The sequence below is a fragment of the Paractinoplanes aksuensis genome (assembly GCF_024137025.1).
Taxonomy (GTDB): Bacteria; Actinomycetota; Actinomycetes; order Mycobacteriales; family Micromonosporaceae; genus Actinoplanes; species Actinoplanes aksuensis.
Genome location: NZ_JAMYJR010000010.1, coordinates 175,805 through 198,754 on the forward strand (window position 1 = coordinate 175,805; position 22,950 = coordinate 198,754).

The 22,950-nt window shown below is 71.2% G+C and carries 23 protein-coding genes and 1 pseudogene; 14 read left to right on the top strand and 10 right to left on the bottom strand.

Annotated elements, in window-relative coordinates:
• Window positions 1-48 precede the first annotated feature (48 nt).
• From M1L60_RS11250 to M1L60_RS11270, 5 genes are all read left to right on the top strand, one after another.
• Window positions 49-1,266, top strand: coding sequence for an inorganic phosphate transporter (locus M1L60_RS11250; RefSeq protein WP_253237301.1), 1,218 nt, complete (start codon window positions 49-51; stop codon window positions 1,264-1,266).
• Between the two features lies 1 nt (window position 1,267).
• On the top strand, window positions 1,268-1,564 hold the full coding sequence (locus M1L60_RS11255; protein WP_253237302.1) for a hypothetical protein: 297 nt from the start codon (window positions 1,268-1,270) through the stop codon (window positions 1,562-1,564).
• A 10-nt stretch (window positions 1,565-1,574) separates the two neighbouring features.
• Window positions 1,575-1,892, top strand: a complete 318-nt coding sequence (locus M1L60_RS11260) for a DUF3349 domain-containing protein (RefSeq protein WP_253237303.1) — start codon at window positions 1,575-1,577, stop codon at window positions 1,890-1,892.
• Window positions 1,893-2,036: 144 nt separating this feature from the next.
• The gene (locus M1L60_RS11265; RefSeq protein ID WP_253237304.1) at window positions 2,037-3,254 is read left to right on the top strand and encodes an inorganic phosphate transporter; all 1,218 of its coding nucleotides are present in this window, start codon (window positions 2,037-2,039) and stop codon (window positions 3,252-3,254) included.
• On the top strand, window positions 3,251-3,547 hold the full coding sequence (locus tag M1L60_RS11270) for a hypothetical protein (RefSeq protein WP_253237305.1): 297 nt from the start codon (window positions 3,251-3,253) through the stop codon (window positions 3,545-3,547). The genes M1L60_RS11265 and M1L60_RS11270 overlap by 4 nt, the downstream gene beginning before the upstream one ends.
• A 79-nt stretch (window positions 3,548-3,626) precedes the next feature.
• Here the strand turns inward: M1L60_RS11270 and M1L60_RS11275 are convergent, their stop codons facing one another.
• Complete coding sequence (locus M1L60_RS11275; RefSeq protein ID WP_253237306.1) at window positions 3,627-4,379, bottom strand: SDR family NAD(P)-dependent oxidoreductase; 753 nt, start codon at window positions 4,377-4,379, stop codon at window positions 3,627-3,629.
• Window positions 4,380-4,444: 65 nt separating this feature from the next.
• Here M1L60_RS11275 and M1L60_RS11280 point away from each other — a divergent pair, with 65 nt between their 5' ends.
• Window positions 4,445-5,002, top strand: coding sequence for an acyl-CoA-like ligand-binding transcription factor (locus tag M1L60_RS11280; RefSeq protein WP_256516338.1), 558 nt, complete (start codon window positions 4,445-4,447; stop codon window positions 5,000-5,002).
• Here the strand turns inward: M1L60_RS11280 and M1L60_RS11285 are convergent.
• Window positions 4,967-5,698, bottom strand: coding sequence for a TRP family putative cation channel (locus M1L60_RS11285; RefSeq protein ID WP_253237308.1), 732 nt, complete (start codon window positions 5,696-5,698; stop codon window positions 4,967-4,969). The two genes, M1L60_RS11280 and M1L60_RS11285, sit on opposite strands and share 36 nt — an antisense overlap.
• Before the next feature lie 57 nt (window positions 5,699-5,755).
• Window positions 5,756-6,850: a glycerophosphodiester phosphodiesterase gene (locus M1L60_RS11290; RefSeq protein WP_253237404.1), complete on the bottom strand. Its 1,095-nt coding sequence runs from the start codon at window positions 6,848-6,850 to the stop codon at window positions 5,756-5,758.
• A gap of 190 nt (window positions 6,851-7,040) precedes the next feature.
• Between M1L60_RS11290 and M1L60_RS11295 the strand changes: the two genes are divergently transcribed.
• The 3 genes from M1L60_RS11295 to M1L60_RS11305 all read left to right on the top strand — a co-directional run bounded on the left by M1L60_RS11295 (window position 7,041) and on the right by M1L60_RS11305 (window position 8,623).
• Entirely contained in the window at window positions 7,041-7,469 is a 429-nt protein-coding gene (locus M1L60_RS11295; protein ID WP_253237309.1) for a DUF6392 family protein, read from the top strand.
• A 74-nt stretch (window positions 7,470-7,543) separates the two neighbouring features.
• Window positions 7,544-8,236 carry a DUF2306 domain-containing protein gene (locus M1L60_RS11300; RefSeq protein ID WP_253237310.1) on the top strand — a complete coding sequence of 231 codons (693 nt, stop codon included), beginning with the start codon at window positions 7,544-7,546 and terminating at the stop codon, window positions 8,234-8,236.
• A 21-nt stretch (window positions 8,237-8,257) separates the two neighbouring features.
• The gene (locus M1L60_RS11305; protein WP_253237311.1) at window positions 8,258-8,623 is read left to right on the top strand and encodes a LuxR C-terminal-related transcriptional regulator; all 366 of its coding nucleotides are present in this window, start codon (window positions 8,258-8,260) and stop codon (window positions 8,621-8,623) included.
• A gap of 3 nt (window positions 8,624-8,626) precedes the next feature.
• Here M1L60_RS11305 and M1L60_RS11310 read toward each other — a convergent pair whose 3' ends face one another.
• Window positions 8,627-11,566, bottom strand: coding sequence for a glycine--tRNA ligase (locus tag M1L60_RS11310; RefSeq protein WP_253237312.1), 2,940 nt, complete (start codon window positions 11,564-11,566; stop codon window positions 8,627-8,629).
• Window positions 11,567-11,610: 44 nt separating this feature from the next.
• On the opposite strand from M1L60_RS11310, the gene M1L60_RS11315 reads away from it, so the two are divergent.
• A complete protein-coding gene (locus tag M1L60_RS11315; protein ID WP_253237313.1) occupies window positions 11,611-12,756 on the top strand; it encodes an acyl-CoA dehydrogenase family protein in 1,146 nt (381 codons plus the stop codon).
• Here M1L60_RS11315 and M1L60_RS11320 read toward each other — a convergent pair.
• A complete protein-coding gene (locus tag M1L60_RS11320; protein ID WP_253237408.1) occupies window positions 12,738-13,172 on the bottom strand; it encodes a CBS domain-containing protein in 435 nt (144 codons plus the stop codon). The genes M1L60_RS11315 and M1L60_RS11320 overlap by 19 nt on opposite strands.
• A 37-nt stretch (window positions 13,173-13,209) precedes the next feature.
• Window positions 13,210-13,353: pseudogene (locus M1L60_RS11325) on the bottom strand (hemolysin family protein); the annotation flags it as partial.
• A gap of 79 nt (window positions 13,354-13,432) precedes the next feature.
• On the opposite strand from M1L60_RS11325, the gene M1L60_RS11330 reads away from it, so the two are divergent.
• Window positions 13,433-15,592, top strand: a complete 2,160-nt coding sequence (locus M1L60_RS11330; protein ID WP_253237314.1) for an FUSC family protein — start codon at window positions 13,433-13,435, stop codon at window positions 15,590-15,592.
• A 157-nt stretch (window positions 15,593-15,749) separates the two neighbouring features.
• Window positions 15,750-16,364 (top strand): hypothetical protein, encoded by a 615-nt coding sequence (locus M1L60_RS11335; RefSeq protein WP_253237315.1) that lies wholly within the window; start codon window positions 15,750-15,752, stop codon window positions 16,362-16,364.
• Here M1L60_RS11335 and M1L60_RS11340 read toward each other — a convergent pair.
• From M1L60_RS11340 to M1L60_RS11350, 3 genes are all read right to left on the bottom strand, one after another.
• Window positions 16,359-16,724 (bottom strand): VOC family protein, encoded by a 366-nt coding sequence (locus M1L60_RS11340; protein ID WP_253237316.1) that lies wholly within the window; start codon window positions 16,722-16,724, stop codon window positions 16,359-16,361. The two genes, M1L60_RS11335 and M1L60_RS11340, sit on opposite strands and share 6 nt — an antisense overlap.
• Before the next feature lie 48 nt (window positions 16,725-16,772).
• Entirely contained in the window at window positions 16,773-18,284 is a 1,512-nt protein-coding gene (locus M1L60_RS11345; protein WP_253237317.1) for a sensor domain-containing diguanylate cyclase, read from the bottom strand.
• A gap of 346 nt (window positions 18,285-18,630) precedes the next feature.
• On the bottom strand, window positions 18,631-19,245 hold the full coding sequence (locus M1L60_RS11350; protein WP_253237318.1) for a hypothetical protein: 615 nt from the start codon (window positions 19,243-19,245) through the stop codon (window positions 18,631-18,633).
• Between the two features lie 171 nt (window positions 19,246-19,416).
• On the opposite strand from M1L60_RS11350, the gene M1L60_RS11355 reads away from it, so the two are divergent.
• Both M1L60_RS11355 and M1L60_RS11360 read left to right on the top strand, forming a co-directional pair.
• Entirely contained in the window at window positions 19,417-21,174 is a 1,758-nt protein-coding gene (locus tag M1L60_RS11355; RefSeq protein ID WP_253237319.1) for a glycoside hydrolase family 6 protein, read from the top strand.
• A 72-nt stretch (window positions 21,175-21,246) separates the two neighbouring features.
• A complete protein-coding gene (locus tag M1L60_RS11360; RefSeq protein WP_253237320.1) occupies window positions 21,247-21,999 on the top strand; it encodes a PP2C family protein-serine/threonine phosphatase in 753 nt (250 codons plus the stop codon).
• Here the strand turns inward: M1L60_RS11360 and M1L60_RS11365 are convergent.
• Complete coding sequence (locus M1L60_RS11365) at window positions 21,996-22,811, bottom strand: hypothetical protein (RefSeq protein WP_253237321.1); 816 nt, start codon at window positions 22,809-22,811, stop codon at window positions 21,996-21,998. The genes M1L60_RS11360 and M1L60_RS11365 overlap by 4 nt on opposite strands.
• Window positions 22,812-22,950: the final 139 nt, after the last annotated feature.

The window sequence follows — 22,950 nt, forward strand, 5'->3', positions numbered from 1 at the left end:
ATCAACAGCACTCTTTCAGGAAACTCTCATCGGAGCGACGCTGACGGGGTGACAGAGACAACCGTCATTCTCGCCCTGGTGGTGGTCACGGCCCTCGGCTTCGACTTCACCAACGGGTTCCACGACACGGCGAACGCGATGGCCACGTCCATCGCCACCGGCGCCCTCCGGCCCAAAGTGGCCGTGGCCCTCTCCGGCATCCTGAACCTGATCGGCGCGTTCCTCTCCGTCGAGGTCGCGCTGACCGTCAGCAATGCCGTCGTCCGCATCCAGAACTCCGACGGCACGCCCAAAGAGGCGCTGACCTCGGACGGCGGCACCGCACTACTGCTGATCGTGCTGGCCGGCCTGGTCGGCAGCATCGTCTGGAACCTGTTCACCTGGCTGCTGGGCCTGCCCTCCAGCTCGTCGCACGCGCTGTTCGGCGGCCTCATCGGCGCCACCATCGCGGGCCTGGGCTGGGCCGGCGTCAACTGGAACGGCGACGGATCCAAGCTCGACGGCGTGGTCGGCAAGGTGATCCTCCCGGCGCTCATGTCCCCGGTCATCGCCGGCCTGGTGGCCGCGGTCGGCACGTGGATCATCTACAAGATCACCGTCGGCGTGGCCGCCCGGTTCACCGAGAACGGGTTCCGCTGGGGTCAGATCGGCAGTGCCTCGCTGGTGTCGCTGGCCCACGGCACCAACGACGCCCAGAAGACGATGGGCGTGATCACCCTCGCACTGATCGCCTCGGGGGAGTGGACCGACACCGGGAACATCCCGTTCTGGGTCAAGGCGTCGTGTGCGCTCGCCATCGCCCTGGGCACCTACCTCGGCGGCTGGCGGATCATCCGGACGCTCGGCAAGGGTCTGGTCGAGATCGCCTCCCCGCAGGGCATGGCGGCCGAGTCGTCGTCGGCCGCGGTCATCCTGGCCTCCAGCCACCTCGGCTTCGCGCTGTCGACGACGCACGTGGCGACCGGCTCGATCCTCGGCTCGGGCGTGGGCAAGCCGGGCGCGCAGGTGCGCTGGCGGGTGGCCGGGCGCATGGTCGCGGCCTGGTTGATCACGCTGCCGTCGGCGGCCGTGGTCGGTGCGCTCATGTGGTACATCGGCGACCTGATCGGCGGACTCGGCGGAGCCCTGGTGATCTTCCTGATCCTGCTCGCCGCGGCCGGCTACATGTACTGGCACTCGCGCAAGACGCCGGTCGACCACAACAACGTCAACGACGAGTGGGACGAGCCGGCCGAGCGCCGCGAGCCCGCGGGAACGGCGGCCTGACATGAGCAACCTGGGATTTGCCCTCGAGGGCGCGTGGAAGGTGCTGCTGGCCGGCTTGATCCTCGGGGCCGGGCTGCCCGCCCTGTTCGCGGTCGGCATCCGCTCGATGGCGTTCGGCGCCGGGGGTGACGCCGAGGTCGACCACGCCCCGCCGCACCCGATCGGCCGGCTGGTGGCCTACGTTCTGTTCACGGTCGTTGTGTTCGTGGCCCTGCTGGGTATTACCTTCATCGTGGCGAGCGGCTTCGGCAAGACGATCAGCTTCGACCACATCTACCCGACGATCGTGGACAAGTAGGGAGGGGCTCGTGACCGACAACCGTTCGAACTTCCTCGTCCGTGCCGTCGACTGGCTGCGGGCCGGTTATCCCACCGGGGTGCCGCGGCAGGACTATGTGGCCCTGCTCGGTGTGCTGCGCCGCAAGCTCACCGAGGAAGAGGTGCGCAAGATCGCCAACGATCTGGCCGAGCAGTCGCTGGGCAGCCCCGACCCGATCAATGCGCAGGACATCGAGGCGATGATCAACGACGCCGTGCTGCAACAGGCCAACCCCGAGGACGTGGTCCGGGTGTCGGCCCGGCTGGCCGCGGGCGGGTGGCCGCTGGCCGACCCGCCGAGCGACTGAGAGTGTGGGCGACAGCATAAGAACGTAGCCGTCAATTGAACATTCGGTAAACGGATCATGAGATGCCGGGTAACGAGCGCGAAATATCAAGTTCACGTCGTCTGAACTCTTCTTGTCCGATCAATCAGCGGCGACTCTGACGGTGTGACTGAAACATCGGTGATCCTGGCTCTCGTGGTGGTGACGGCCCTCGGGTTCGACTTCACCAACGGGTTCCACGACACGGCGAACGCGATGGCCACCTCCATCGCCACCCGCGCCCTGCGGCCCAAGACGGCCGTCGCGCTCTCCGGCATCCTCAACCTCATCGGTGCCTTCCTCTCGGTCGAGGTCGCCCTGACCGTCAGCAACGCCGTCGTGCGGATCCAGAACGCCGACGGCACGCCCAAGGAGTCGCTGACCAGCGACGGCGGGACGGCCCTGTTGCTGATCGTGCTGGCCGGCCTGATCGGCGGGATCGTCTGGAACCTGTTCACCTGGCTGCTGGGGCTGCCCTCCAGTTCGTCGCACGCGCTGTTCGGCGGACTGGTGGGCGCTACCATCGCCGGTCTGGGCTGGGCCGGCGTCAACTGGAACGGCAACGGCACGAAGCTCGACGGCGTGGTCGGCAAGGTGATCCTGCCCGCCCTCATCTCACCCGTCATCGCGGGCGTGGTGGCGGCCGTCGGCACCTGGATCATCTACAAGATCACCGTCGGCGTGGCCGCCCGCTTCACCGAGAACGGGTTCCGCTGGGGTCAGATCGGCAGCGCCTCGCTGGTGTCGCTGGCCCACGGCACCAACGACGCCCAGAAGACGATGGGCGTGATCACGCTGGCGCTGATCGCGGCCGGCGACTGGACCGATACCGAGAACATCCCGTTCTGGGTCAAGGCGGCCTGCGCGGTGGCCATCGCGCTGGGCACGTACCTGGGCGGCTGGCGGATCATCCGGACGCTCGGCAAGGGTCTGGTCGAGATCGCGCCCCCGCAGGGCATGGCGGCGGAATCGTCCTCGGCGGCGGTCATCCTGGCCTCGAGCCACCTCGGCTTCGCGCTCAGCACCACCCACGTGGCAACCGGTTCCATCCTCGGCTCCGGCGTGGGCAAGCCGGGCGCCCAGGTGCGCTGGCGGGTGGCCGGCCGGATGGTCGCCACCTGGCTGATCACACTGCCCGCGGCGGCCGTCGTCGGCGCCCTGATGTGGTACCTGGGCAACTTCGTGGGCGGCGTGGCCGGAGCGATCGTCATCTTCACCGTGCTGATCGCCGCCGCGGTCGGCATGTGGCTGCGGTCCCGGCTGGCCCCGGTCGACCACAACAACGTCAACGACGAGTGGGAGCCCGTCACGGCCCCCACCCCGGCCGAGAAGGTGACCCTGTGAGCAACTTCGGATTCGCCCTCGAGGGCGCCTGGAAGGTGCTGGCCGCCGGCTTGATCCTGGGGGCGGGGCTGCTGGCGCTGTTCGCGCTGGGCATCCGCTCGCTGGCCTGGGGCGCTGGAGGCGACGCCGAGGTCAATGGCGCTCCGCCCCGGCCGATCGGCAAGGTCCTGGCGTACGCGTTGTTCGCGATCGTCATCCTCGGCGTCCTGCTGGGCCTGACCTACATCGTCGCGAGCGGCTTCGGCAAGACGATCAGCTTCGACCACTTCTGGCCGGCCATCGTCGACAAGTAGCCGCCCTGTGGACAACTGCCGGAGGGGTCGAGGGCGTCTGTGGACAACCCGGCCCCTTCGCCTTTGAAAACTTGTACCTTCAGCCCCGGGTGGGTGGGGGTGTGCGGTGGCCGGAACCCCTACCAAGATCGTGCTGCGGATAGAAGACCGCGGTCAGATTTTCCGAGACCTTCCATAGGCGGGCTCCCACGGCGGGGTCGGTGGCCCGTGGGGCGAGGTGCACCGGGCCGGGGGCGCCGCGCATCTGGGCCAAGCCGGTCGGGCCGATGAACTGGCCGCCCTCGACGTCGGGGGCGGTGGCGGCGTGCACGATCGGGCGGGCGCCCTGGTCGGCGCTCACGGCCAGCAGCGGGTTGCCCAGTCTGGTCAGCAGGGTGCGGTAGAGGCCGGGCTGCACCCGTGCCTGCAGTCCGGTCGCGGCGTAGCCGGGGTGAGCCAGCACGCTGCGGACCGATGAGCCGGCCGCGGTCAGGCGGCGGTGCAGTTCGAGGCCGAAGACGGCATTGGCCAATTTTGAGTTGTCGTAGGCGGCGGTCGCGCGGTAGCGGTGTTCGCCTCGCGGGTCGTCGAAGTCGAGGTGGCCGTTCTTGTGCAGCACCGAGCTGACCGTGACCACGCGGGGATCGGCGCCGGCGGTCAGGCGGTCGAGCAGCAGGCCGGTCAGCGCGAAGTGGGCGAGATGGTTCACCGCCAGTTGCAGCTCGTAGCCCTGCTTGCTGAGCGTGTGCGGCACTGCCATCACGCCGGCGTTGTTGATCAGGACGTCGACCCCGTCCAGACCGGCCGCGAACGTGCGCACGGAGTCGAGGTCGGACAGATCGACCGTACGCACCTCGCTGCTGCCGCCGCTGAGGACGGCCTGCGCGGCCCGGCCCAGAAGAGCTCCGCGAGACGGCGCTGCAGCTGCTCGCGGCCCGCGGCTACGACGAGACGACGGTCGACGACATGGCCGCCGCGGCCGGCATGTCCCGGCGGACGTTTCACCGCTACTACGCGTCCAAGGAAGACGTGGTCATCCAGCTGCTGGCCGACCTGGGTGACGAGATGCGGGCCGAGCTCGAGTCGCGTCCGCCGGACGAGGCGCCCGCCGATTCGTTGCGGGCGGCCGTGACCGTCGCCATCAACTTCTGCGCCGGTCACCACGACGCGGCCAAGACCCTGGCCGTGGTGCGGCTGATCTATCGCACGCCGGTGCTGCACGCCCGTTCGCTGGAACGGCAGTCGCGCTGGCAGGCCGAGCTGGCCGAGGTGCTGGCGGCCCGGCTCGGGCAACCGCCCGACGCGCTGTATCCACAAATGGCCACGCGGATGGCGTTCGCCGCCCTGGACGCCGCACTGCAACGCTGGGCCGGCACCGACGGGGCGGCCGATCCGCTCGAGCTCACCGGGCGGGCGTTCGAACTGCTCGCGCCGGCGCTGTCAGGGGCGCAGCAGCTCGGCGATCCGGGCCGCTAGCACGGCCTCGTCGGTCACGGCGATGGCGCGTACAAAAGGGGATGTGGCCAACGCGACCAGGCGTTCGTCGCGGCAGGAAGCGGGATCGGCCGCCGCGGCCGCGATGGCGTCCGCGGTGCGGCCGGTGCCGGCCAGGACCAGCACGGGACGGCCCTCGGCCAGGCTGTGCCGGGCGTCGTCGACGGTGATCTCGCCCCCGTTGACCAGGACGGTGAGGCTGGGCGCGCCGGCGGCCAGGGCGGTCGCCGCGGCCGCGATGTAGGGCGCCTCGTCACCCCACTCATGGCCGGGGTCGACCAGCACGAAATGGGTGTGATGGTCCTCGAGGGGGACCGCGTCGGCGATCGGCGAGCCGGGATGGCCGGGGAAGACGGCCGTGTCGAGCGCGGTCACCCCGACCAGCGGTGAGTCGCCACCCAGGGCCCGGCCCAGCAGGCGCATCACGCCGCTGTCGGTGCCACCGTCGACCGCGATCGCGTGGTGCCGGCGGACGGCCGGCGCGACCACCCTGGTGAAGACGGCGGACAGGCTCGCGGCGACCTCGTCGGTCAGGCCGCCGGCCCCACCGATCACGACGAGCACCGGGCTCGGGGCGGGCAACCCGAAGGACGCGACCGCGGCCGGAACGGCCCCGAGACCCGAGACGTACGCCGCGACGGCCGTGCCCCCACCGGGCAGCCGCACCAGGGTGGACATGAACGTGAACCCTACTGGACTCCGGCCGCGCCCCGGGGGACGCGGCCGCCGTCGGGATCAGCCGGCCAGCGTCCGGGACAGCACGCCGATGTCGGGCTGGTCGGTGAACAGGCCGTCGATGCCCGTACGCAGGAAGGTGATCTGCTCGTCGATGGCCCGGCCGTAGGCGTTGGGGTCGGCGCCGACCCGGTAGTCGGCCGGCAGGAACTGGTTCTCGGCCCGGAACGTGTACGGGATGACCTTGAGCCCGGCCGCGTGGGCGTCGCGCACCAGCGTGGTCGGCGAACCCAGGGTGGCGTCGGCGTTGCGGGGGATGACCTGGCCCTTCTCGGGCCCGATCCCATCCACGTACGCCGAGAGCTCTTTCAGCCCGGCCGGAGTCAGATACTGGGCGTACGTCTTGGGGTCGTCGAACGGGCCCCCGGCCGCCCCGGTCAGGAAGACCAGGTTGACCTGCACCCGGTACTGCTGGTGCAGCACCTTCAGGTTGGCCGCCTCGAACGACTGGATCCACACCTTGGCCCCGCGCTTGTCGAGCCGGTACTTGCGCAGGGTCTGCACGAGCGGGGTCTCGAGGTCGAGGCCGAGCCGGCGGAAGTACGTGGGGTGCTTGGTCTCCGGGATGACGCCGATGTCGCGCCCCAGTTCCTTCGACAGCCGAGCCCGCAGCTCGAGCACCTCGGCGAACGTAGGCACCTTGAACAGGCCGTCATAGAGCGTATTTTCCTGGCGTACGGCCGGGAGGCGCTCGATCGCGCGGAGCGTCCGCAGTTCGGCCAGGGTGAAGTCCTCGGTGAACCAACCGGTGACGCTGACCCCGTCGAGCAGCACCGTCTTCTTGCGGGCGGCGAACTCGGAGTGCTGCGCGACGTCGGTGGTGCCGCCGATCTCGGGCTCGTGCCGGCACACCAGCACGTGGTCCTTGGTGGCGACCAGGTCGGGCTCGATGTAGTCGGCGCCCATGCGGGCCGCGAGCTCGTACGAGGCGAGCGTGTGCTCCGGCCGGTAGCCGGATGCGCCGCGGTGCCCGAAGACCTCGGGCTCCTTGTGCTTGGACCCGTGCGCGAGCGCCGGGGCGGCAACCGTTCCGGCGAGCGCGGGGGCGGCCGCGGCGACGGCCCCCATGCGCAGCACCTGACGTCGGTCGGCCACGAGATCCTCCACGGGATTCACCGCGGCGTCCGTCGCCGGGGTCCCGGCACGAGTCGAAAGGACAAAACCGACTCGGAGGCATCCTCGGCGTAGCGATCACGGAAACGGATCGGGAAGGGTGCGCGGGTTCACGCGCAGTTAACTCGGCTTGCTTACAGTGACCCGCGAATCCCTGACCAGGAGTGACGCCATGCAGCCGAACGTCGTCCCGCGAAGCGACCTGACCCAGCTGCTCGGACAGAACCTGCTCGAGGGGCAGGCCCTGGCCATCAGCCGTGAGTACGGCCTGATGGCTACCCAGGGCGCCCGCACCTACGAGTCCCGCGAACACGGCGTGTCGGTCGCCGTCGACGAGCACGACCGGGTCACCCGGGTCGTGCTGCACTTCGACGACCAGCGCGGCTTCCGCCCGTTCCGCGGCGCCATCCCCGGCCGCGGCGGCACCATCGGCCGGCGCAGCAGCCTGTGGGCGGCGCTGGGCTGGCCCACCCAGAGCACCGACCCGGCCCGTACGCACCATGGTGGCGCGGCCGACGAATGGGCCTTCCCCTGGTTCGTCATGCACGCCCACTACGCCCCCGACGGCGAGCACCTGCTGCAGCTCGTGCTGGCCCGGTAGCCGTACTTAAGTACGGGCCGGAGCCCCGACTTCGGGCGGATGGCCCCGGCCCGCGTCTGCCCGACGATCGACGCATGTCCAAGCTCGTGCCGGCCGGGCTCATCGCCCTGGCCCTGGTCCCGTCGATCGCCGGCGCCGCCCGGCTGGGCGCCCTCGCCTCGGGCGCGCCCGCCCCCACCCGCTTCACCGAGATGCCGGCCCCGGTGGTCGTGCACATCATCGGCGCGCTGATCTACAGCCTGCTCGGCGCCTTCCAGTTCGAGGCCGGCTTCCGGCGTACGCATCGCACCTGGCACCGCCGGGTCGGCCGAGTGCTGGTCGGAGCCGGCCTGGCGGTGGCCCTCAGCGGCGCTTGGATGACGCTGTTCTCGGAGCTGCCGGCCAACGACCACACCGTGGTCAACATCGCCCGCCTGCTGGTCTCGGCGGCCATGACATACGGCCTGGTGGCCGCCGTCCGAGCCGTCCGCCGCCGCGACATCCGGCGCCACCGGGCCTGGATGATCCGCTCCTACGCGCTGGCCCTGGGCGCGGGCACGCAGGCCTTCACGCTGGCCCCGTACACACTCTTCGCCGGCGAGCCCGGCCCCGCCCCGAGAGCCGCCCTGATGATCCTGGCCTGGACCCTCAACGCGGCGGTCGCCGAGTGGATCATCCGCCGCTCCCGCCGACCGGTCCGCCCGAACGTGCCGACCGCTGAGCAAGCCGTGCGGGATGGTGGCGGACGAATGGATCGCGTAGACGTGAATCACCTCGGAGAAAAGTGATTCAGGATCGGGGGTGGACGAATGACCAGCCACCACATCGGTGCGCTGATCGAAAGAGCGCGAATTGCGGCGGGCCTCAGCCAGCGGGCTCTGGCCGATGCCGCAGGCATGTCCCAGCCGACGCTCACGCTGCGCCTGATCGAGGCGTTCACCCCTCCGCCGCCCCGGCCCGCGCCCGAGCTGGCGGCGCTCACCGCCCGTGAACGGGAGGTGCTGGTCTGCCTGGCCCGGGGCGCGACCAACGAGGACATCGGCCGGATGTTGTTCATCGGCGAGGCGACCGTCAAGACGTACGTCTCGCGGGTGCTGCTCAAGCTGGGCGTCACCACCCGCACCCAGGCCGTGGTGCCGGCCTACGACAGCGGACTGGTGACGCCCGGGCGGTGAGTCCTACAGACGCAGCTCGGGCCAGTCGAGCAGGCCTTCGCCGAGGTCGCGAACGCCTGCCAGCAGGCCCAGGCGGGCAGTGCGCAGGGCCGGGTCGTCGGCCATCACGAAGACCTCGTCGAAGAAGCGGGCCAGGGGTTCGACCAGCGGTTCGACGGCGGCCGTGAAGGCGACCAGGTCGGCGCCGTAGGTGGCCTTCACGCCGGACACGGCCTCGTGCAGGGCCAGCTCGGCCGGTTCGGTGAGGGCCGCGGGGTCGTACCCGGCGGTGGTGCCCGCGGGCAGGATGCGGCGGGCCCGTTGGATGGCGGCGGCCACGGCGATGAAGTCGGGGTTGCCGGCCAGCGTGTCGAGCTGGGTCAGCAGCGTGTCGACGACCGACGGGCGGGCGTAGTGGGGGAGGGCGGCCCGCACCCGGTCGACCGGGCGGCCCTCCTCGGTCAGGGCCTGCTCGAGGCGGCGGGCCAGGAACTCGCCGGTGCTCTCGAGGACCGAGGCCGCGACGGGGACCGGCTGTTGCGCGGCCGCCGTGTGCAGGGCGTCGAGCAGGGACAGGCCGGACAGGGCGGGGTGGGCCCGGTGCACGGCCAGCAGGCCCAGCACGGCCCGGCGTACGGCGAAGGGGTCGCTGCTGCCCGTGGGCAGACCCACCGTGGCGGCCAGGCCCGCGACCAGGTCGAGCCGGTCGGCCAGCGACAGCAGCGCGCCGGGGATCGAGGCCGGCAGGTCGTCGCCCGTGTTGCGGGGCAGCTCGGCCTCGTAGACGGCCTGGGCCACGTCGCGCGGCTCGCCCGCGTGCAGGGCGTAGTCGCGGGCCATCACGCCGGCCAGGCTGGTCATCTCGGTCACGAGCTGGGAGCCGAGGTCGAACTTGACCAGGCGGGCGGCCCGGCCCAGCGTGGCCGAGGCCAGCCCGAGCTGCTCGGCCAGCGTGGTGGCCAGGGCGGCGATGCGGGCCGAGCGGTCGGCCATCGAGCCCAGCTTGTCGGTGAACGTGAGGCGGGTCAGGCGTTCGCGCATGTCGGCCGGCGACGTGTTGCGGTCGGCGCGGTAGAAGAACGCCGCGTCCTCGTAGCGGGCCCGCAGCACCGCCTCGTTGCCGGTGCGCACCAGCTCGACGTCGACCGGGCCGTTGGCGACGGTGACGAACATCGGCAGCAGTGCGCCCTCGGCCGAGCGGACCGGCAGGTAGCGCTGGTGCTTGCGCATGACCGTGGTCAGCACGGCGTCGGGCAGCGACAGGTAGCTCTCGTCGAAGGTGCCCAGCAGCGGGGTCGGGGCCTCGACCAGGTACGTGATCTGCTCGATCAGGGCGGCCTCGCCGGCCACGTCGATGCGGCCCTCGGGGTACACCTCGTCCTGGGCGCCGGTGACGATCAGGTCGTGCCGGTCCTCGGGGTCGGCCACGATGCCGCTCAGGGCCAGCGTCTCCATGAACGTCTCGGCCGAGGCGATCTGGGTGGTCGGCTCGGCCGCCGTCCGCAGCAGCCGGGTCTGGCGACCCGCGGCCAGGGTGCCCACCGCGACCGGCACCACGTCGTCGCCCCAGAGCGCGGTCAGCCAGCGGATCGGGCGGCTGAACGAGAGCTGCGGGTCGTTCCAGCGCATGTTCTTGGCCCCGCGCAGGCCGCTGACGACCTTGGCCAGGACGGGCGCGAGCACTTCGGCCGCCGCGCCACCGCTCTCGTGTTTCTCGACCATATGGTGCTGCGCGCCGTTGAAATCGCCGACGGCCAGAGCCTCGAACGCGACACCCTGGCCGCGCGCGAACCCCTCGACCGCCTTGTCGGGCGCGCCGACCTTGGGGCCACGAACCTGGCGTACGTGGTCCGGCTCCTGCGCCGCCACCGAGGGAACCAGGGCGATCAGCCGCCTCGGCGTCGCGAACACGCGCACCTCGTCATGCTCGAGCCGGGTGCCGGCCAGTCCCTCGGTCAGCGCGCGCTGCACGTAGTCGCGGGCGCTGCGGGCCTCGGCCGGTGGCAGCTCCTCGGTGCCGATCTCGAAGACGAGCGTACGAGGGTTGGTCTTCGCAGCCGGGGCCGCCACCGCGGCCGCCGGAGGCAGGGCCGCGACCAGGCCGAGCGGATGCCCCTGCTCGTCGCGGCGGGCCACCCACAGCCGGGCCACGTCACCGGCGAGGCGGCGCATGCGGGCGAACTCGGCCGCGCGGTCGGCGGTGGAGACGGCGCCGCGCGAGTCGAGCACGTTGAAGGCCTGCGAACACTTCAGCACGTACGTGTGCGCGGGCACCGGCAGCCCGGCGTCGATCAGCCGCTGGGCCTCGGCCGCGTAGATCTCGAGCAGCTGCCGGTTGGCGGCGACGTCGGCATCGTCCAGGTAGTACCGCGACATCTCGTACTCGCTCTGGCCGAACACCTCGCCGTACGAGATGCCCTCGGCGTACTCGATGTCTTTGAAGTGGGTCTTGTCCTGCAAAGCCATGATGATGCGCTCGATGCCGTACGTGATCTCGACCGACACCGGATCCAGGTTGAGCCCACCGGCCTGCTGGAAGTACGTGAACTGGGTGATCTCGAGCCCGTCGAGCCAGACCTCCCAGCCCAGCCCCCATGCGCCGAGCGCCGGCGAGGCCCAGTTGTCCTCGACGAACCGGACGTCGTGGGCCTTGACGTCGATGCCGATCGCCTCGAGGCTGCCGAGGTAGAGCTCCTGCGGGTTGCCCGGGTCGGGCTTGAGGATCACCTGGAGCTGGGTGTGGGTCTGCAGCCGGTTCGGGTTCTCGCCGTAACGGCTGTCGTCGGGCCGCACCGACGGCTCGACGTAGACGACGCGCCACGGCTCGGGACCGAGCACCCGCAGGAAGGTCGCCGGGTTCAGCGTCCCCGCACCGACCTCGGTGTTCATCGGCTGGACGGTCAGGCATCCCTGAGCCGTCCAGTACGCGGTCAACCGGGCCAGGGCCTCCTGCATGGTGAGCATGGGTTGGAAGTCTAGGGCGGGCCGCTCGCGGGTAGGTACGCAATATGCTCGCCGGAGATCTTTACGCCTTTCAGGACCTGCTTTCGGATGACGAGGCCGCCGTCGTGGAGCGGGTGCGCGCCTTCCTCGACGAGGAGGTCGTGCCCATCGCCAACGACCACTGGCAGCGTGCCACCTTCCCCGAACACCTGATCAAGAAGTACGCGGACCTGGGGATCGCCGGCCGCGAGGGCTCGTCGTCGCTGCTCAACGGGTGGCTGGCGCTCGAGATGGCCCGGGCCGACGCGTCCATGGCCACCTTCTACGGCGTGCATGCGGGGCTGGCCATGGGCAGCATCACCATGTGCGGCTCGGCTGAGCAACGCGAGCGCTGGCTGCCCGCGATGGCCGCGTTCGACCAGGTCGGCGCGTTCGCTCTGACCGAGCCGACCGGCGGCTCCGACGTCGCGGCCGGTCTGCGCACGACCGCCCGCCGCGAGGGCGACGAGTGGGTACTCGACGGCGAGAAGCGCTGGATCGGCAACGCCACCTTCGCCGACCTCATCGTCGTGTGGGCTCGCGACGAGGCCGACAACCAGGTCAAAGGCTTTGTCGTACGGGGTGACGCGCCGGGCTTCGAGGCGGCCAAGATCGAGAACAAGATCGCCCTGCGCACGGTGCAGAACGCCGATATCCGGCTGACCGGGGTGCGGGTGCCCGAGGCCGACCGGCTGCAGAACGCGAACAGCTTCAAGGACACCGCGAAGGTGTTGCGTCAGACGCGGAGCGGGGTCGCCTGGGAAGCCGTCGGGGTGATGCTGGCCGCGTACGAAATCGCCCTGAACTATTCGAAGGAGCGGGAGCAGTTCGGCCGGCCGATCGCCAAGTTCCAGCTCGTGCAGGATCTGCTGGTCCGCATGCTGGGCAACGTGACCGGCGCCCTCGGCATGTGCGTGCGGCTGGCCCAGTTGCAGGACGCGGGCCAGTACCGCGACGAGCACTCGGCCCTGGCCAAGGCGTACTGCACCACCCGCATGCGCGAGGTCGTGGGCTGGGCCCGCGAACTGCTGGCCGGCAACGGGATCGTGCTCGACTACAACATCGGGCGGTTCGTGGCCGACGCCGAGGCGCTCTATTCGTACGAGGGCACCCGCGAGATCAACACGTTGATCGTGGGCCGGGCCGTGACCGGTCAGAGCGCGTTCGTCTGAGCGGGAGTACGCAGCAGCCGCTCGACCGCGTCGGTCAGCGTGGTCACGGCCGGGCCGCCCGGACCGGTGACCACGACGAGGTGGTGGCGGGTGGCCCGCATGGTGGCCAGGGCCTCGTAGACCAGCGTCGAGCCGTCCAGGACGAGCACGTCGCGCATCACCTCACCCGCCGTCCGGTCGTCGGGCTGGTCCATGGTGTCGCGGACGTGGACCACCCCGGCCGGCGTGCCGTCGCGCATGACGACCACCCGCAGGTGGCCGGTGTCGCGGGCCACGGCCCGGACGGCGGGCACGGTGTCGGTCACCCCGACCGAGCTCAGCCCGTGGTCGGGGCCGGTCAGGTCGGCCAGGGTGAGCTGGTGCAGGTCGAGGGCGTCGGTGAGCTGCGCGGAGTACGACGCGTCGAGCGCGCCCACGTTGGCCGAGTGCTCGACCAGGTGCCGCAGGTCGGCCGCGTTCGGCGCCCTTGTCGCCGGCCGCGGCCCGGGCGTTGAGCCGGGACCGGTCGACCGCCATGTACGCGAATTCCTGCGCCACGAAGTAGCCGGTCGCCGCGGTGATGGCCAGAACCACCAGCAGCCCCAGCAACAGGCTCAGAACCCACATGATCGAAGTCTGTCACCGGTGGCCGGCAGCAACCTGGCAGTTCGGCCGACGCCGTGGAAAAGTGCTGACCATGTGGGGGTGGGTGCGCCGGCGTGACCCGCGGCTGCTGGTCATCCGGCGCGCGGTCCGGGTCACGCTGGTCGCCTGCCTCGGCTTCTACCTGTGCCGCTACGTGATCGGCAGCGCGGACGCGGCGCCGTACGCGTTGTTCGGCACCATCGCGCTCGGGGCGCTGTCGCAGATCCCGGGCTCACCCCGCCGGCGGGCCCGCACCCTGCTCACGGTGCTGCCGGTGGCGTGGGCCCTGGTCGCGCTGGGCACGCTGCTCTCGGTCAGCAACTGGGCGGCCGCGGCCGGCATGTTCGTGCTCGGCTTCGCGGTCAGCTTCGTCGGGGTCGGCGGGCCCCGCCTCGTCGGGCTCGCCGCCGGGATGCAGCTGCTCTACATCCTGCCCTGCTTCCCACCGTACGACCCCGGGGCGCTGCCGGAGCGACTGGCCGGGCTCACGCTCGCCGTGCTGCTGCTGGCCGCGGCCGAACTGTTCGTCTGGCCCGACCCGGCCCCGACCCCGTACCGGCACCGCCTGGCCGACGCTGTCACCGCGCTCGCCGCCTGCCTGGAGGCGCTGGCCGACGACTGGTCGGGCGACAAGACCGGCCGCGACCGGCTGGCCGCCCTGGTGCCCGAGGCGACCGAGGCGGCCGACGCGCTGCGGCCCTCGCGGCTGGCCCCCATCGACCGCCCCGCCTCGGCCGGCCGTCACGACCGGGCGCTGTCGTCGGCCGCCGGCACCGCCCGGTTGCTGCTCGGCCGCGTGGTCGACCTGTACTTCTCGGCCGACCGCGAGGCGATCACCCGCTCGGCCGCGATCAAGCTGCTCAGCGCCACCGCCGGTTGCGTCGAGGCCACCGGAGCCTGGCTGCGCGGCGCCGGCCCGCTGCCCGACACCAACCTGGTCGAGGCGGCGATCACCGACTTCCGCGTGGCCCGCATGAACACGGATCCCACCGGGTTGCCGCCGGAACGGCTGCGGCTCGGGGCGCTCGCGCTGTCGCTCGGCGAGTGGACCAAGTCGCTGGTCGTGGCCGTGCGGATCGCCGCCGGGGAACCGGTCCGGCACCCCGACCCCACGCCCGAGGCGGCCCGGCCCGGGCAGTTCTGGTACGCGTACCGACGCACCCCGGCCCTCTACTGGCACCGCCTGCGAGAAAATCTGACGCCGCGCTCGGTCGCCTTCCAAGGCGCCCTGCGCCTGGCTCTGGCCCTGGCCGTGGCCCGCCTGATCGCCGGCGAACTCGACCTGTCGCACGGGTTCTGGGTGCTGCTGACCATCCTCACGGTGCTGCGCGCCTCGGCCGCCGAGACCCGCTCGACGCTGCGCCCGGCCCTGATCGGCACGGTCGCCGGCTCGGTCGTGGCCGCCCTGCTGCTGCTGGCCGGTCCCGACCCGCTCGTGTTCGCCGTCGCCCTGCCGTTCGTGATGATCGCCGGATTCGCGGCCGGCCCGCTGCTCGGCCTGGGCTGGTCGCAGGCCCTGTTCACGCTGGTCATCACGCTCGTCTTCGCCCAGGTGACCCCCGTCGACTGGCGCCTGGCCGAACAACGCGTCACCGACGTGCTGATCGGCGCAGCCATCGGTGTCCTGATCGGCCTGTTCGCCTGGCCCCGTGGCGGCGCGGGCGAACTGCACCGGGCCACCGGCACCTTCCTGGCCGCCGCGGCCCAGGTCGTCCGCGAAACGGTGGCCGTCATGGCCGACGGCACCCCACCCGGCAACGCGCTGCCGCGCGCCCGGCTCGCCGGCCAGCTGGCGGAAGCGTCGTTCGCGCTCTACCAAAGCGAACGCCACCCGGCCGCCACCCTCGACTGGCAGGCCACCCTGATCGCCGGCCACCACGCCGTCCGCGGGGCCGAGGTGCTGGTGCGCTCCTGCCCCGCCGGCGGCCTGCTGCCGTGCGTCAACCAGCTGACCGCCCTGGCCGACGAGGTGGCGACCGGCTACGACCGCTCAGCCGAACGCCTGCTCCGCAACGAGACCCCGGACCACCCACCGGACCGCCCACCGCCCCCGCAGTGGCCCGACGACCTGGGCCAGGACCTCTACGTGGTCGCCGACCTCCGAGCCTGGCTCGACGGCTTACGCGAAGACCTGACCAACATCCGAGGCCGCCCCGAACCCACCGACGACCTGAGAACCCAGGTAGCCCGCATAGCCGACGGCGCCACCTGACGACGCTTCCACCCCGCCCGCCGGCGCCGCGCGGCCCGAGCAGCGGATCGCCGTGGCGAGGACCGACCGACAACGATCGCGATCCGCTCGGAGATCGGCGTTGTGGATTTCCGGATAAATCGGGCGGGTGGCTGCGGGCTCGGACAGGGTGGGACGGGTGAGTGAGAGCAGCCGGGCCGAGCTGACGCGTGGGGTCGAGCAGCGGCTGGAGGCCACCCTGCACGCCTTTCCCGGGCTGCGCCTCGACCCGATCCCGGCCGCCCTGCTCAAGTCGCCGCCGCCGGCGAGCCGGATTCTGCGCGGTGGGCGGCTGCCTGATCTGGGGGAGCACACCCCCGAGGTGTACGCCTCCACGCGCGAGCTCTGGCAGCAGTCCGGCTGTCACGTCGACGAGAAGGGGCCCGCCGACGGCCGGGTTCTGATCGTGCACGATCCGGCCGGCTACGTGATCACGCTGACCCAGCACCCGGGCGACGACCCCGTGCTCACCGTGGCCTCGCCGCCGCAGCAGGCCCGGCTGGTCGACCCGCCGCTGCTGGCCGGGCTGCTCAGCGGGCTCGCTCTCGGCTGCATCGGACCGTGCGCGGCCGTCGGCCCGATGACCCTCTTTCCCTCGATGGCCGGGCTGGCCGCGCCGTTCTGGGCCTGGGTCCCGCTCTATCTGCTGATCGGGGTCGGCTCGGTGTGGCGGCCCGAGACTCGCCGTTTCGGCTCCGGGCTGCTGGTCAGTGGCGGGCTGGTCGGCGTACTGGTGGCGTGGGTCTTCTCATGAGGGCGGCGTGAACAGGTTGACCAATGTGCCGTCCGGGTCGCGGATCAGCAGCGACCGGTTGCCCCAGGGCATCGTGGTCGGCGGCTGCACCACCTCTACTGAGCGCAGGCGGGCGAACTCGGCGTCCACGTCGTCGACGCGGAACTCGACGATCGCCGTCCGGTTTGCTGCGGGCTCGGCCGATCCCTCGCCGAACAGTTTCACGGTCGCCACGCCGCCGATCGCCAATGTGGCCCCGGGCAGAACGATCTCGGCGAAGTCCGGCGTGTGCCGCCGGGCGGCGTGACCGGTCACCTGCTCGTAAAACTTGGTCACGCGGTCGACGTCGGCGGTGATGAGTCGTACTGAAGCGAAGTTCATGGTCACGACGCTAGGACCGATACCGGGCAGGTCCCGCCCGGTATGACGTCAGAATCCCGCGCGGGCCCGCCGGTAACCGCCGCCGCTGCGTTTGGTGGCTCGTTTGGCCTCGTACATCGCGGCGTCGGCCCCCCGCATCAGGGCTTCGTAGTCGGTGGCGTCGTCGGGGTAGAGGGCGATCCCCACGCTGCCGCCGATCGAGACCTCGTCGCCGTCGATGGTGAAGGGGCGGCGCAGCCGTTCGCAGATGCGCCCGGCCACCACGCTGGCCACGTCCTCGTCGGCGTCGTGGGTGAGCAGGATGGCGAACTCGTCGCCGCCGAGGCGGGAGACCACGTCGCTGTCGCGGACCGCGCCCAGCAGCCGCTTGGCCACCTGCTGCAGCAGCACGTCGCCGGCCAGATGGCCCTTGGTGTCGTTGACCTGCTTGAAGCCGTTGAGGTCGAGCAGCATCAGGGCCACCCGGTCGCGGGTCGCCCCGGCGTCGCGGACGGCGCGGTCGGCCCGGTCGATCAGGTGGGTGCGGTTGGGCAGGCCGGTCAGCGAGTCGTGGAAGGCCTGACGGCTGAGCTCGGCCACGTGGACCTGCGCGGCCTGGCGCATGCGGGCGCTGTCGATGATCAGGCCGCCCTCGACCGAGAGCTGCTCGGCCAGGGTGCGGTCGCGCGAGGTCCACTCGCGGGACGCGCCGGAGTCACCGCACATGATCATGCCGACCGGGCCCTGCGCCGACATCAGCGGCATGGCCGCGAACGACTGGAGCTTCATGAGCAGGGCCAGGTCACACGGGCGGACGGGGGAGGTGGCCGAGTCGTTGGCCAGCGCGACCTTCCCGTCGCGGACCGCCTGCCACACCGGTGACTCGGCGGCCGACTTGCCGATCAGCTCGGCGATCGTGGTGTCGCCCTCGGGCAGGCCGACGCTGTGCACCGACAGCACCGTGCTTTCCGGGTCGACCAGGATGACTGCGGCGTGCTCGGTGCGGAACCCTTCGGCGGCCGAGGCGGCCAGCAGGCTTCCCGCGTCCTCGACGCCGGCGGCGGCCATGCCCTGCTCGAACAGACGGCGGATGGTGCTGGTGGTGTGCGAGACGAACTGGCGCTGCTTCTCGGCCGCGAGGCCCTGCAGGGTGGCCGCGAAGTGCAGGGCCAGCGGGGCCAGCACGTCGGGGCGCAGCGCGTCGAGGCCGGTCCCGGTGAGCAGCAGGACGCCCACGGTCTGCCCGCCGATGCGCAGCCGCACGGCCATCTGCTCGCCGCTGACCAGGGGCTTGGCCCCGGCCGCCATCCGGAAGATCTTGCCCGCGGTCAGCTGGTCGCGGCGACCGGGCTCGCCGACGCGGGCGCTCACGGTGAGCAGGCCGGTCTCGGAGTCGAGCTCGAAGACGGTCGCCGCGGTCAGTCCGGCCGCGTCGCGCAGGTGGGGCACGCACAGGTCCAGCACGTGCTGGACCGAGGGCGTGTCCTTGGTCATGAACGAGACGAGGTCGCCGAGCAGGGCGTCCTGGGGGTCGCCCCCGAGGACGGCGCCCGCCGTTCCCACACCGCTGCTCAGACTCATGCCAGAAAGGTCGGCACCGCGGCCACGGGCTTGACCGACCGGCGGTCGCAGTTCGGGTGCAGTCGGGCAGAGATTGATGTCGATTCGCCGGACTCCGGCTCGCACCCCGTGGACCTCACAAGTCGGCCCGCACAACGCGCTGCCCGAATATCCCCGCCCGTAACTCACCCGCGACAAGTGGCAGAACCTCAACGGCGTGTGGGTCAGGCCGTGCCCGCGGGGCAGAGCCTCGGCGAGCGCGTGCTGGTCCCGTACCCCATCGGAAGCGCTGCAGGACGGCCCGACAGTCAGCGATTTCTTCCAGCAGTACTCCGGCGCCGATCAACGCTTCGCAGGCGCGGCGCTTCTACGAGAAGGTCGACTCGGAGGCGACGGTCTGGCGGCGGGCCTCGGCGACGTCGGCCATCAGGTCGTCCCAGTCGGGGTCGGAGCGTAGTGGAGCGATGCCGGACGGGGCGCCGACGCGGGCGTTGGCGTACTCCCACCAGGCGGCGACCCGGACCGGCCACAACCCGACCCGCATGGCGCCGGCCAGGAAGCAGCGGTGGGCGAGCAGCGTGGCGGCCAGAGTTTCCGGTTCGAGGTCGAGTGCCGGGTCGTCGATGGCCTTGCCGAGGGCGCGCACGTCGCGGTGCATCTCGGAGTATGAGATCAGGTTGGGCATGGCCGGCAACTGACGGTGAGCGCCCGGCTCGACCAGGTCGTCGGCGTAGGCCGGGTTGAACACCATGTCGTCGACGGTCACGATGAGCGGCAGCACCGCTCGGCCGTCGCGGATGTCGAGTTGCACCGCGGCCGCGCGAGTGGGTACGAACACCGATTCAGCAGCCAGGATCTCGTCCGGATCGAGGCTCGCGGTGTCGCCCAGCGCGGGCATGTGGATCTCGAGCAGACCCCGTCGAACTTTGACCTCGACACCTGGAACCTCGGCCAGCGCCTCGGTGACCTCCCATACCTGCACGGCTCTGTTATACGCGATGCATTCAAGATGAGCCCGTTGTTAACGAACGATTGCGGTGGGAGCGCTCCCATGTCATGCTGTCGAAACAGCCGGGGAGCGATGCCCCTCGATGTTTCTCCGGCCTATCCCCGGGCGCTACGGGCGCCGCCGCATGTCTCGAGGAGCCACCACATGAGACCTGTCCTCATCCGCGGTCTGACCGCGGCCGCCGCCGTATCGCTCGTGTCCGGTCTCGGCGTGTTCGCCGCGACCAGCGCGAGCGCCGCGGCCGGCTGCCGGGTCGACTACACCGCCAACAGTTGGAGCACCGGCTTCACCGGGAACGTCAGCGTGACCAACCTCGGTGACCCGATCTCCGGGGGCTGGCGCCTGACCTGGACCTTCCCGGGCAACCAGCAGATCACCCAGGGCTGGAGCGCCACGATCACCCAGTCCGGCGCGAACGTGACGGCGACCAACCCGTCCTGGGCGGGCTCGCTGCCCACCAACGGCAACGCCACGTTCGGCTTCAACGCCAACTACTCGGGCACGAACACCTCGCCCGCGACGTTCTCGCTGAACGGCACGGCGTGCACCGGCTCGACCGGCGGCCCCACGACGCCGCCGCCGAGCACCCCGCCGCCGACGACCCCGCCCCCGACCACGCCGCCGCCGACCACGCCGCCGCCCGCCGGCAGCAAGGTCGACAACCCGTACGCCGGGGCCCGGGGCTACGTCAACCCGGAGTGGAAGGCCAAGGCCGACGCCGAGCCCGGCGGCAACCGGATCTCGAGCAACCCGACCGCCGTCTGGCTGGACCGGATCGCCGCGATCGAGGGCACCGACGACAGCAGCTCCAACGGGTCGATGGGTGTCCGTGACCACCTGGACGCGGCCCTGGCCCAGAACGCCGGCTACATCCAGTTCGTGATCTACAACCTGCCCGGCCGCGACTGCGCCGCGCTGGCCTCCAACGGTGAGCTCGGCCCGAACGAGCTGCCGCGCTACAAGGCCGAGTACATCGACCCGATCGCGGCCATCCAGGCCGACGCCAAGTACCGCAGCCTGCGGATCATCAACATCATCGAGATCGACTCGCTGCCGAACCTGATCACCAACACCTCGGGCCAGGCCGGCGGCACCGCGACCTGCGACACGATGAAGGCCAACGGCGGGTACGTGCAGGGTGTGGGCTACGCCCTGAACAAGCTGGGCGCCCTGCCCAACGGCTACAACTACGTCGACGCCGCGCACCACGGCTGGATCGGCTGGGACTCGAACTTCAACCCCACCGCTGACATCATGCTGCAGGCCGCCCAGGCCTCGGGCAGCGTCAACAACGTCCACGGCTTCATCACCAACACGGCCAACTACTCCGCGCTGCGGGAGCCGTTCGTGCAGCCGACCACCCAGGTCGGTGGCCAGAGCGTCCGGCAGTCGAAGTGGGTGGACTGGAACCAGTACACCGATGAGCTGACCTTCGCCCAGGCCTTCCGCCAGCGGCTCGTCTCGATCGGCTTCAACTCGGGCATCGGCATGCTGATCGACACCAGCCGCAACGGCTGGGGTGGCTCGGCCCGCCCGACCGCGGCCAGCAGCTCGACCGTGATCGACACCTTCGTCAACGAGTCGCGCATCGACCGCCGGATCCACGCCGGCAACTGGTGCAACCAGTCCGGCGCCGGCCTGGGCGAGCGCCCGACCGCGGCCCCGGCCAGCGGCATCGACGCCTACGTCTGGGTCAAGCCCCCGGGTGAGTCGGACGGCTCCTCGACGCTCATCCCGAACGACGAGGGCAAGGGCTTCGACCGGATGTGCGACCCGACCTACACCGGTAACGCCCGCAACGGCAACAGCCTCAGTGGCGCCCTGCCCAACGCGCCGATCTCCGGCGCCTGGTTCTCGGCCCAGTTCCGTGAGCTGATGGCCAACGCCTACCCGGCGCTGTAGCGACGGGTGAAAGGACCGCCGGACCCCGCTCTAACCCACGAGGAGCGGGGTCCGGTGTACTACAAAGAACAGGTGGAAATCACCAAAGTCGCCTGGACTACTGCCGGTCGTCGCCTCACCGCGGCGGCCGGCAGTGTCGTGGGGGAGCGCTATGACGACAACTACGACGTCGTGCACCTCGAGCCGGGCGGTCCGCTGGCGGTGGTGGCCGACGGCATGGGCTCGGGGCCGGGCAGCACGGTCGCCGGGGCCACGGCGGTCGAGGTCTTCGTGCGCGAGGTGCTGGTCGGGGATCCACCGGCCGCGCTGCGCGCCGCCGTGGCCCAGGTCCAGGATTCCGTACGCCGGGCCGGCCGCAACCTGGACGAGCTGACCGGCTGCACCCTGACCGCCTTCGTGGCGGCCGGCGACGACCCGGCCGCGTGGGTCGTGCAGCTCGGCGACTCCCGCGTCTACCGCCTGCGCGACGGCCTGCTCGACCTGCTGACGGTCGACCACACGATCAACTGGCTGGGCGTGCTGCACGGCTGGTTCGCGGCCGACTCCGACGAGGCCCGGGCCGCCCGCTACCGCCTGACCCGCTACGTCGGCCACCCCGACGCCCCCGAGCCCGACCTGCTGAACGTCACCCTGCGTGCCGGTGACGTCTACCTGCTCTGCACCGACGGCGTGTCCGACCAGCTGACGTACGAGCGCCTGACCCGCATCCTGGCCACCGACGACCCCGCCGCGGCCACCCACACCCTGCTCGACGACACGCTGACCGCCGGCGGCGCTGACAACGCCACCGCCGTGGTCATCCGCGTCGAACGTTCCGTCGACTAGCGACGGCGGCGTTCGGGCATGTTGTAGAAGCCGGTCGGCATGGGCGGGCCTTCGGCCTGCAGTGTCTGGCGGCGGTTGCGCGTCCGCAGGCGTAGCAGCATGCCGACGCCGAGGAAGACCATCAGCGCGCCCACGATCAGACCGATGCCGAGCACGTTCGAGCTGCTCGAGGCGGTGTTGAGGGCGGCCGCGTCGGTCGACGGCGGGTCCGCCTCGGGCTCGTCGGCCACGGCCTCGGAGTCCTGCTCGTCGGGAGCGTCCTCGGTCTCGACCGGGGTCGGCGACGGGGACGGGCTCTTGGTCGGCTTGGCCGCGACCGGGCTGACCACCTGGGCCTGCGAGCCGGTCGAGCTGAGCAGCCGGCCGGTGCCGTCGAAGGCCTGGGCCGCGAAGGTCACCTCGCCGTTGTCGGGGCCGGTGAAGCCGACGCTCCACTGCGCGGTGACCGTGCGGTCGCGGCACAGCTGGCCGGGGTCGAGTTGCTCGTCGACCACGGTGGCCCGCTCGTCGCGCACCTCAGCCCGTACGGGAAAGGCCTGGTTGTTCTCGACCCGGGTGACCCGCACCTGGTCGAGGCTGATGCCCTCGGTCTCGATGGTCAGCGCCCAGCGCACCTTGAGACAGCGCCGGCCCCGGTCGGTCGACGCGACCGCGGTGTAGGTCTTGGCGTCCTTGCCAATGGTGAACGTGGCCGGCGCCTGACCGGTCCGCACCTCGAATCCGGGCACATCGGCCGAAGCCGGAGAACCCCAGGCGGCCAGGGCCACCAAAAAGACCAGGACAAAGACAGCGCTGATCCGGACACTGCTCATCCGAGGGATAGCCCGGGTCAGGTGTCGCATGCCGATCATCTCCTTCTCACCCGGCAGTCGATACGCCTGCACAGCAGATGGTTCGCAGATGCGGGCCGAAAGGTTCACCGGGTGCGATGAGTCACTGGACGGTGACCGG

Coding starts and splice junctions, on each gene's coding strand:
- M1L60_RS11315 (WP_253237313.1), top strand. CDS start 11,611: ATGCTCGCCGGAGATCTTTACGCCTTTCAGGACCTGCTTTCGGATGAC.
- M1L60_RS11310 (WP_253237312.1), bottom strand. CDS start 11,566: ATGCTCACCATGCAGGAGGCCCTGGCCCGGTTGACCGCGTACTGGACG.
- M1L60_RS11355 (WP_253237319.1), top strand. CDS start 19,417: ATGAGACCTGTCCTCATCCGCGGTCTGACCGCGGCCGCCGCCGTATCG.
- M1L60_RS11300 (WP_253237310.1), top strand. CDS start 7,544: ATGTCCAAGCTCGTGCCGGCCGGGCTCATCGCCCTGGCCCTGGTCCCG.
- M1L60_RS11330 (WP_253237314.1), top strand. CDS start 13,433: ATGTGGGGGTGGGTGCGCCGGCGTGACCCGCGGCTGCTGGTCATCCGG.
- M1L60_RS11255 (WP_253237302.1), top strand. CDS start 1,268: ATGAGCAACCTGGGATTTGCCCTCGAGGGCGCGTGGAAGGTGCTGCTG.
- M1L60_RS11305 (WP_253237311.1), top strand. CDS start 8,258: ATGACCAGCCACCACATCGGTGCGCTGATCGAAAGAGCGCGAATTGCG.
- M1L60_RS11365 (WP_253237321.1), bottom strand. CDS start 22,811: ATGAGCAGTGTCCGGATCAGCGCTGTCTTTGTCCTGGTCTTTTTGGTG.
- M1L60_RS11340 (WP_253237316.1), bottom strand. CDS start 16,724: ATGAACTTCGCTTCAGTACGACTCATCACCGCCGACGTCGACCGCGTG.
- M1L60_RS11295 (WP_253237309.1), top strand. CDS start 7,041: ATGCAGCCGAACGTCGTCCCGCGAAGCGACCTGACCCAGCTGCTCGGA.
- M1L60_RS11345 (WP_253237317.1), bottom strand. CDS start 18,284: ATGAGTCTGAGCAGCGGTGTGGGAACGGCGGGCGCCGTCCTCGGGGGC.
- M1L60_RS11285 (WP_253237308.1), bottom strand. CDS start 5,698: ATGTCCACCCTGGTGCGGCTGCCCGGTGGGGGCACGGCCGTCGCGGCG.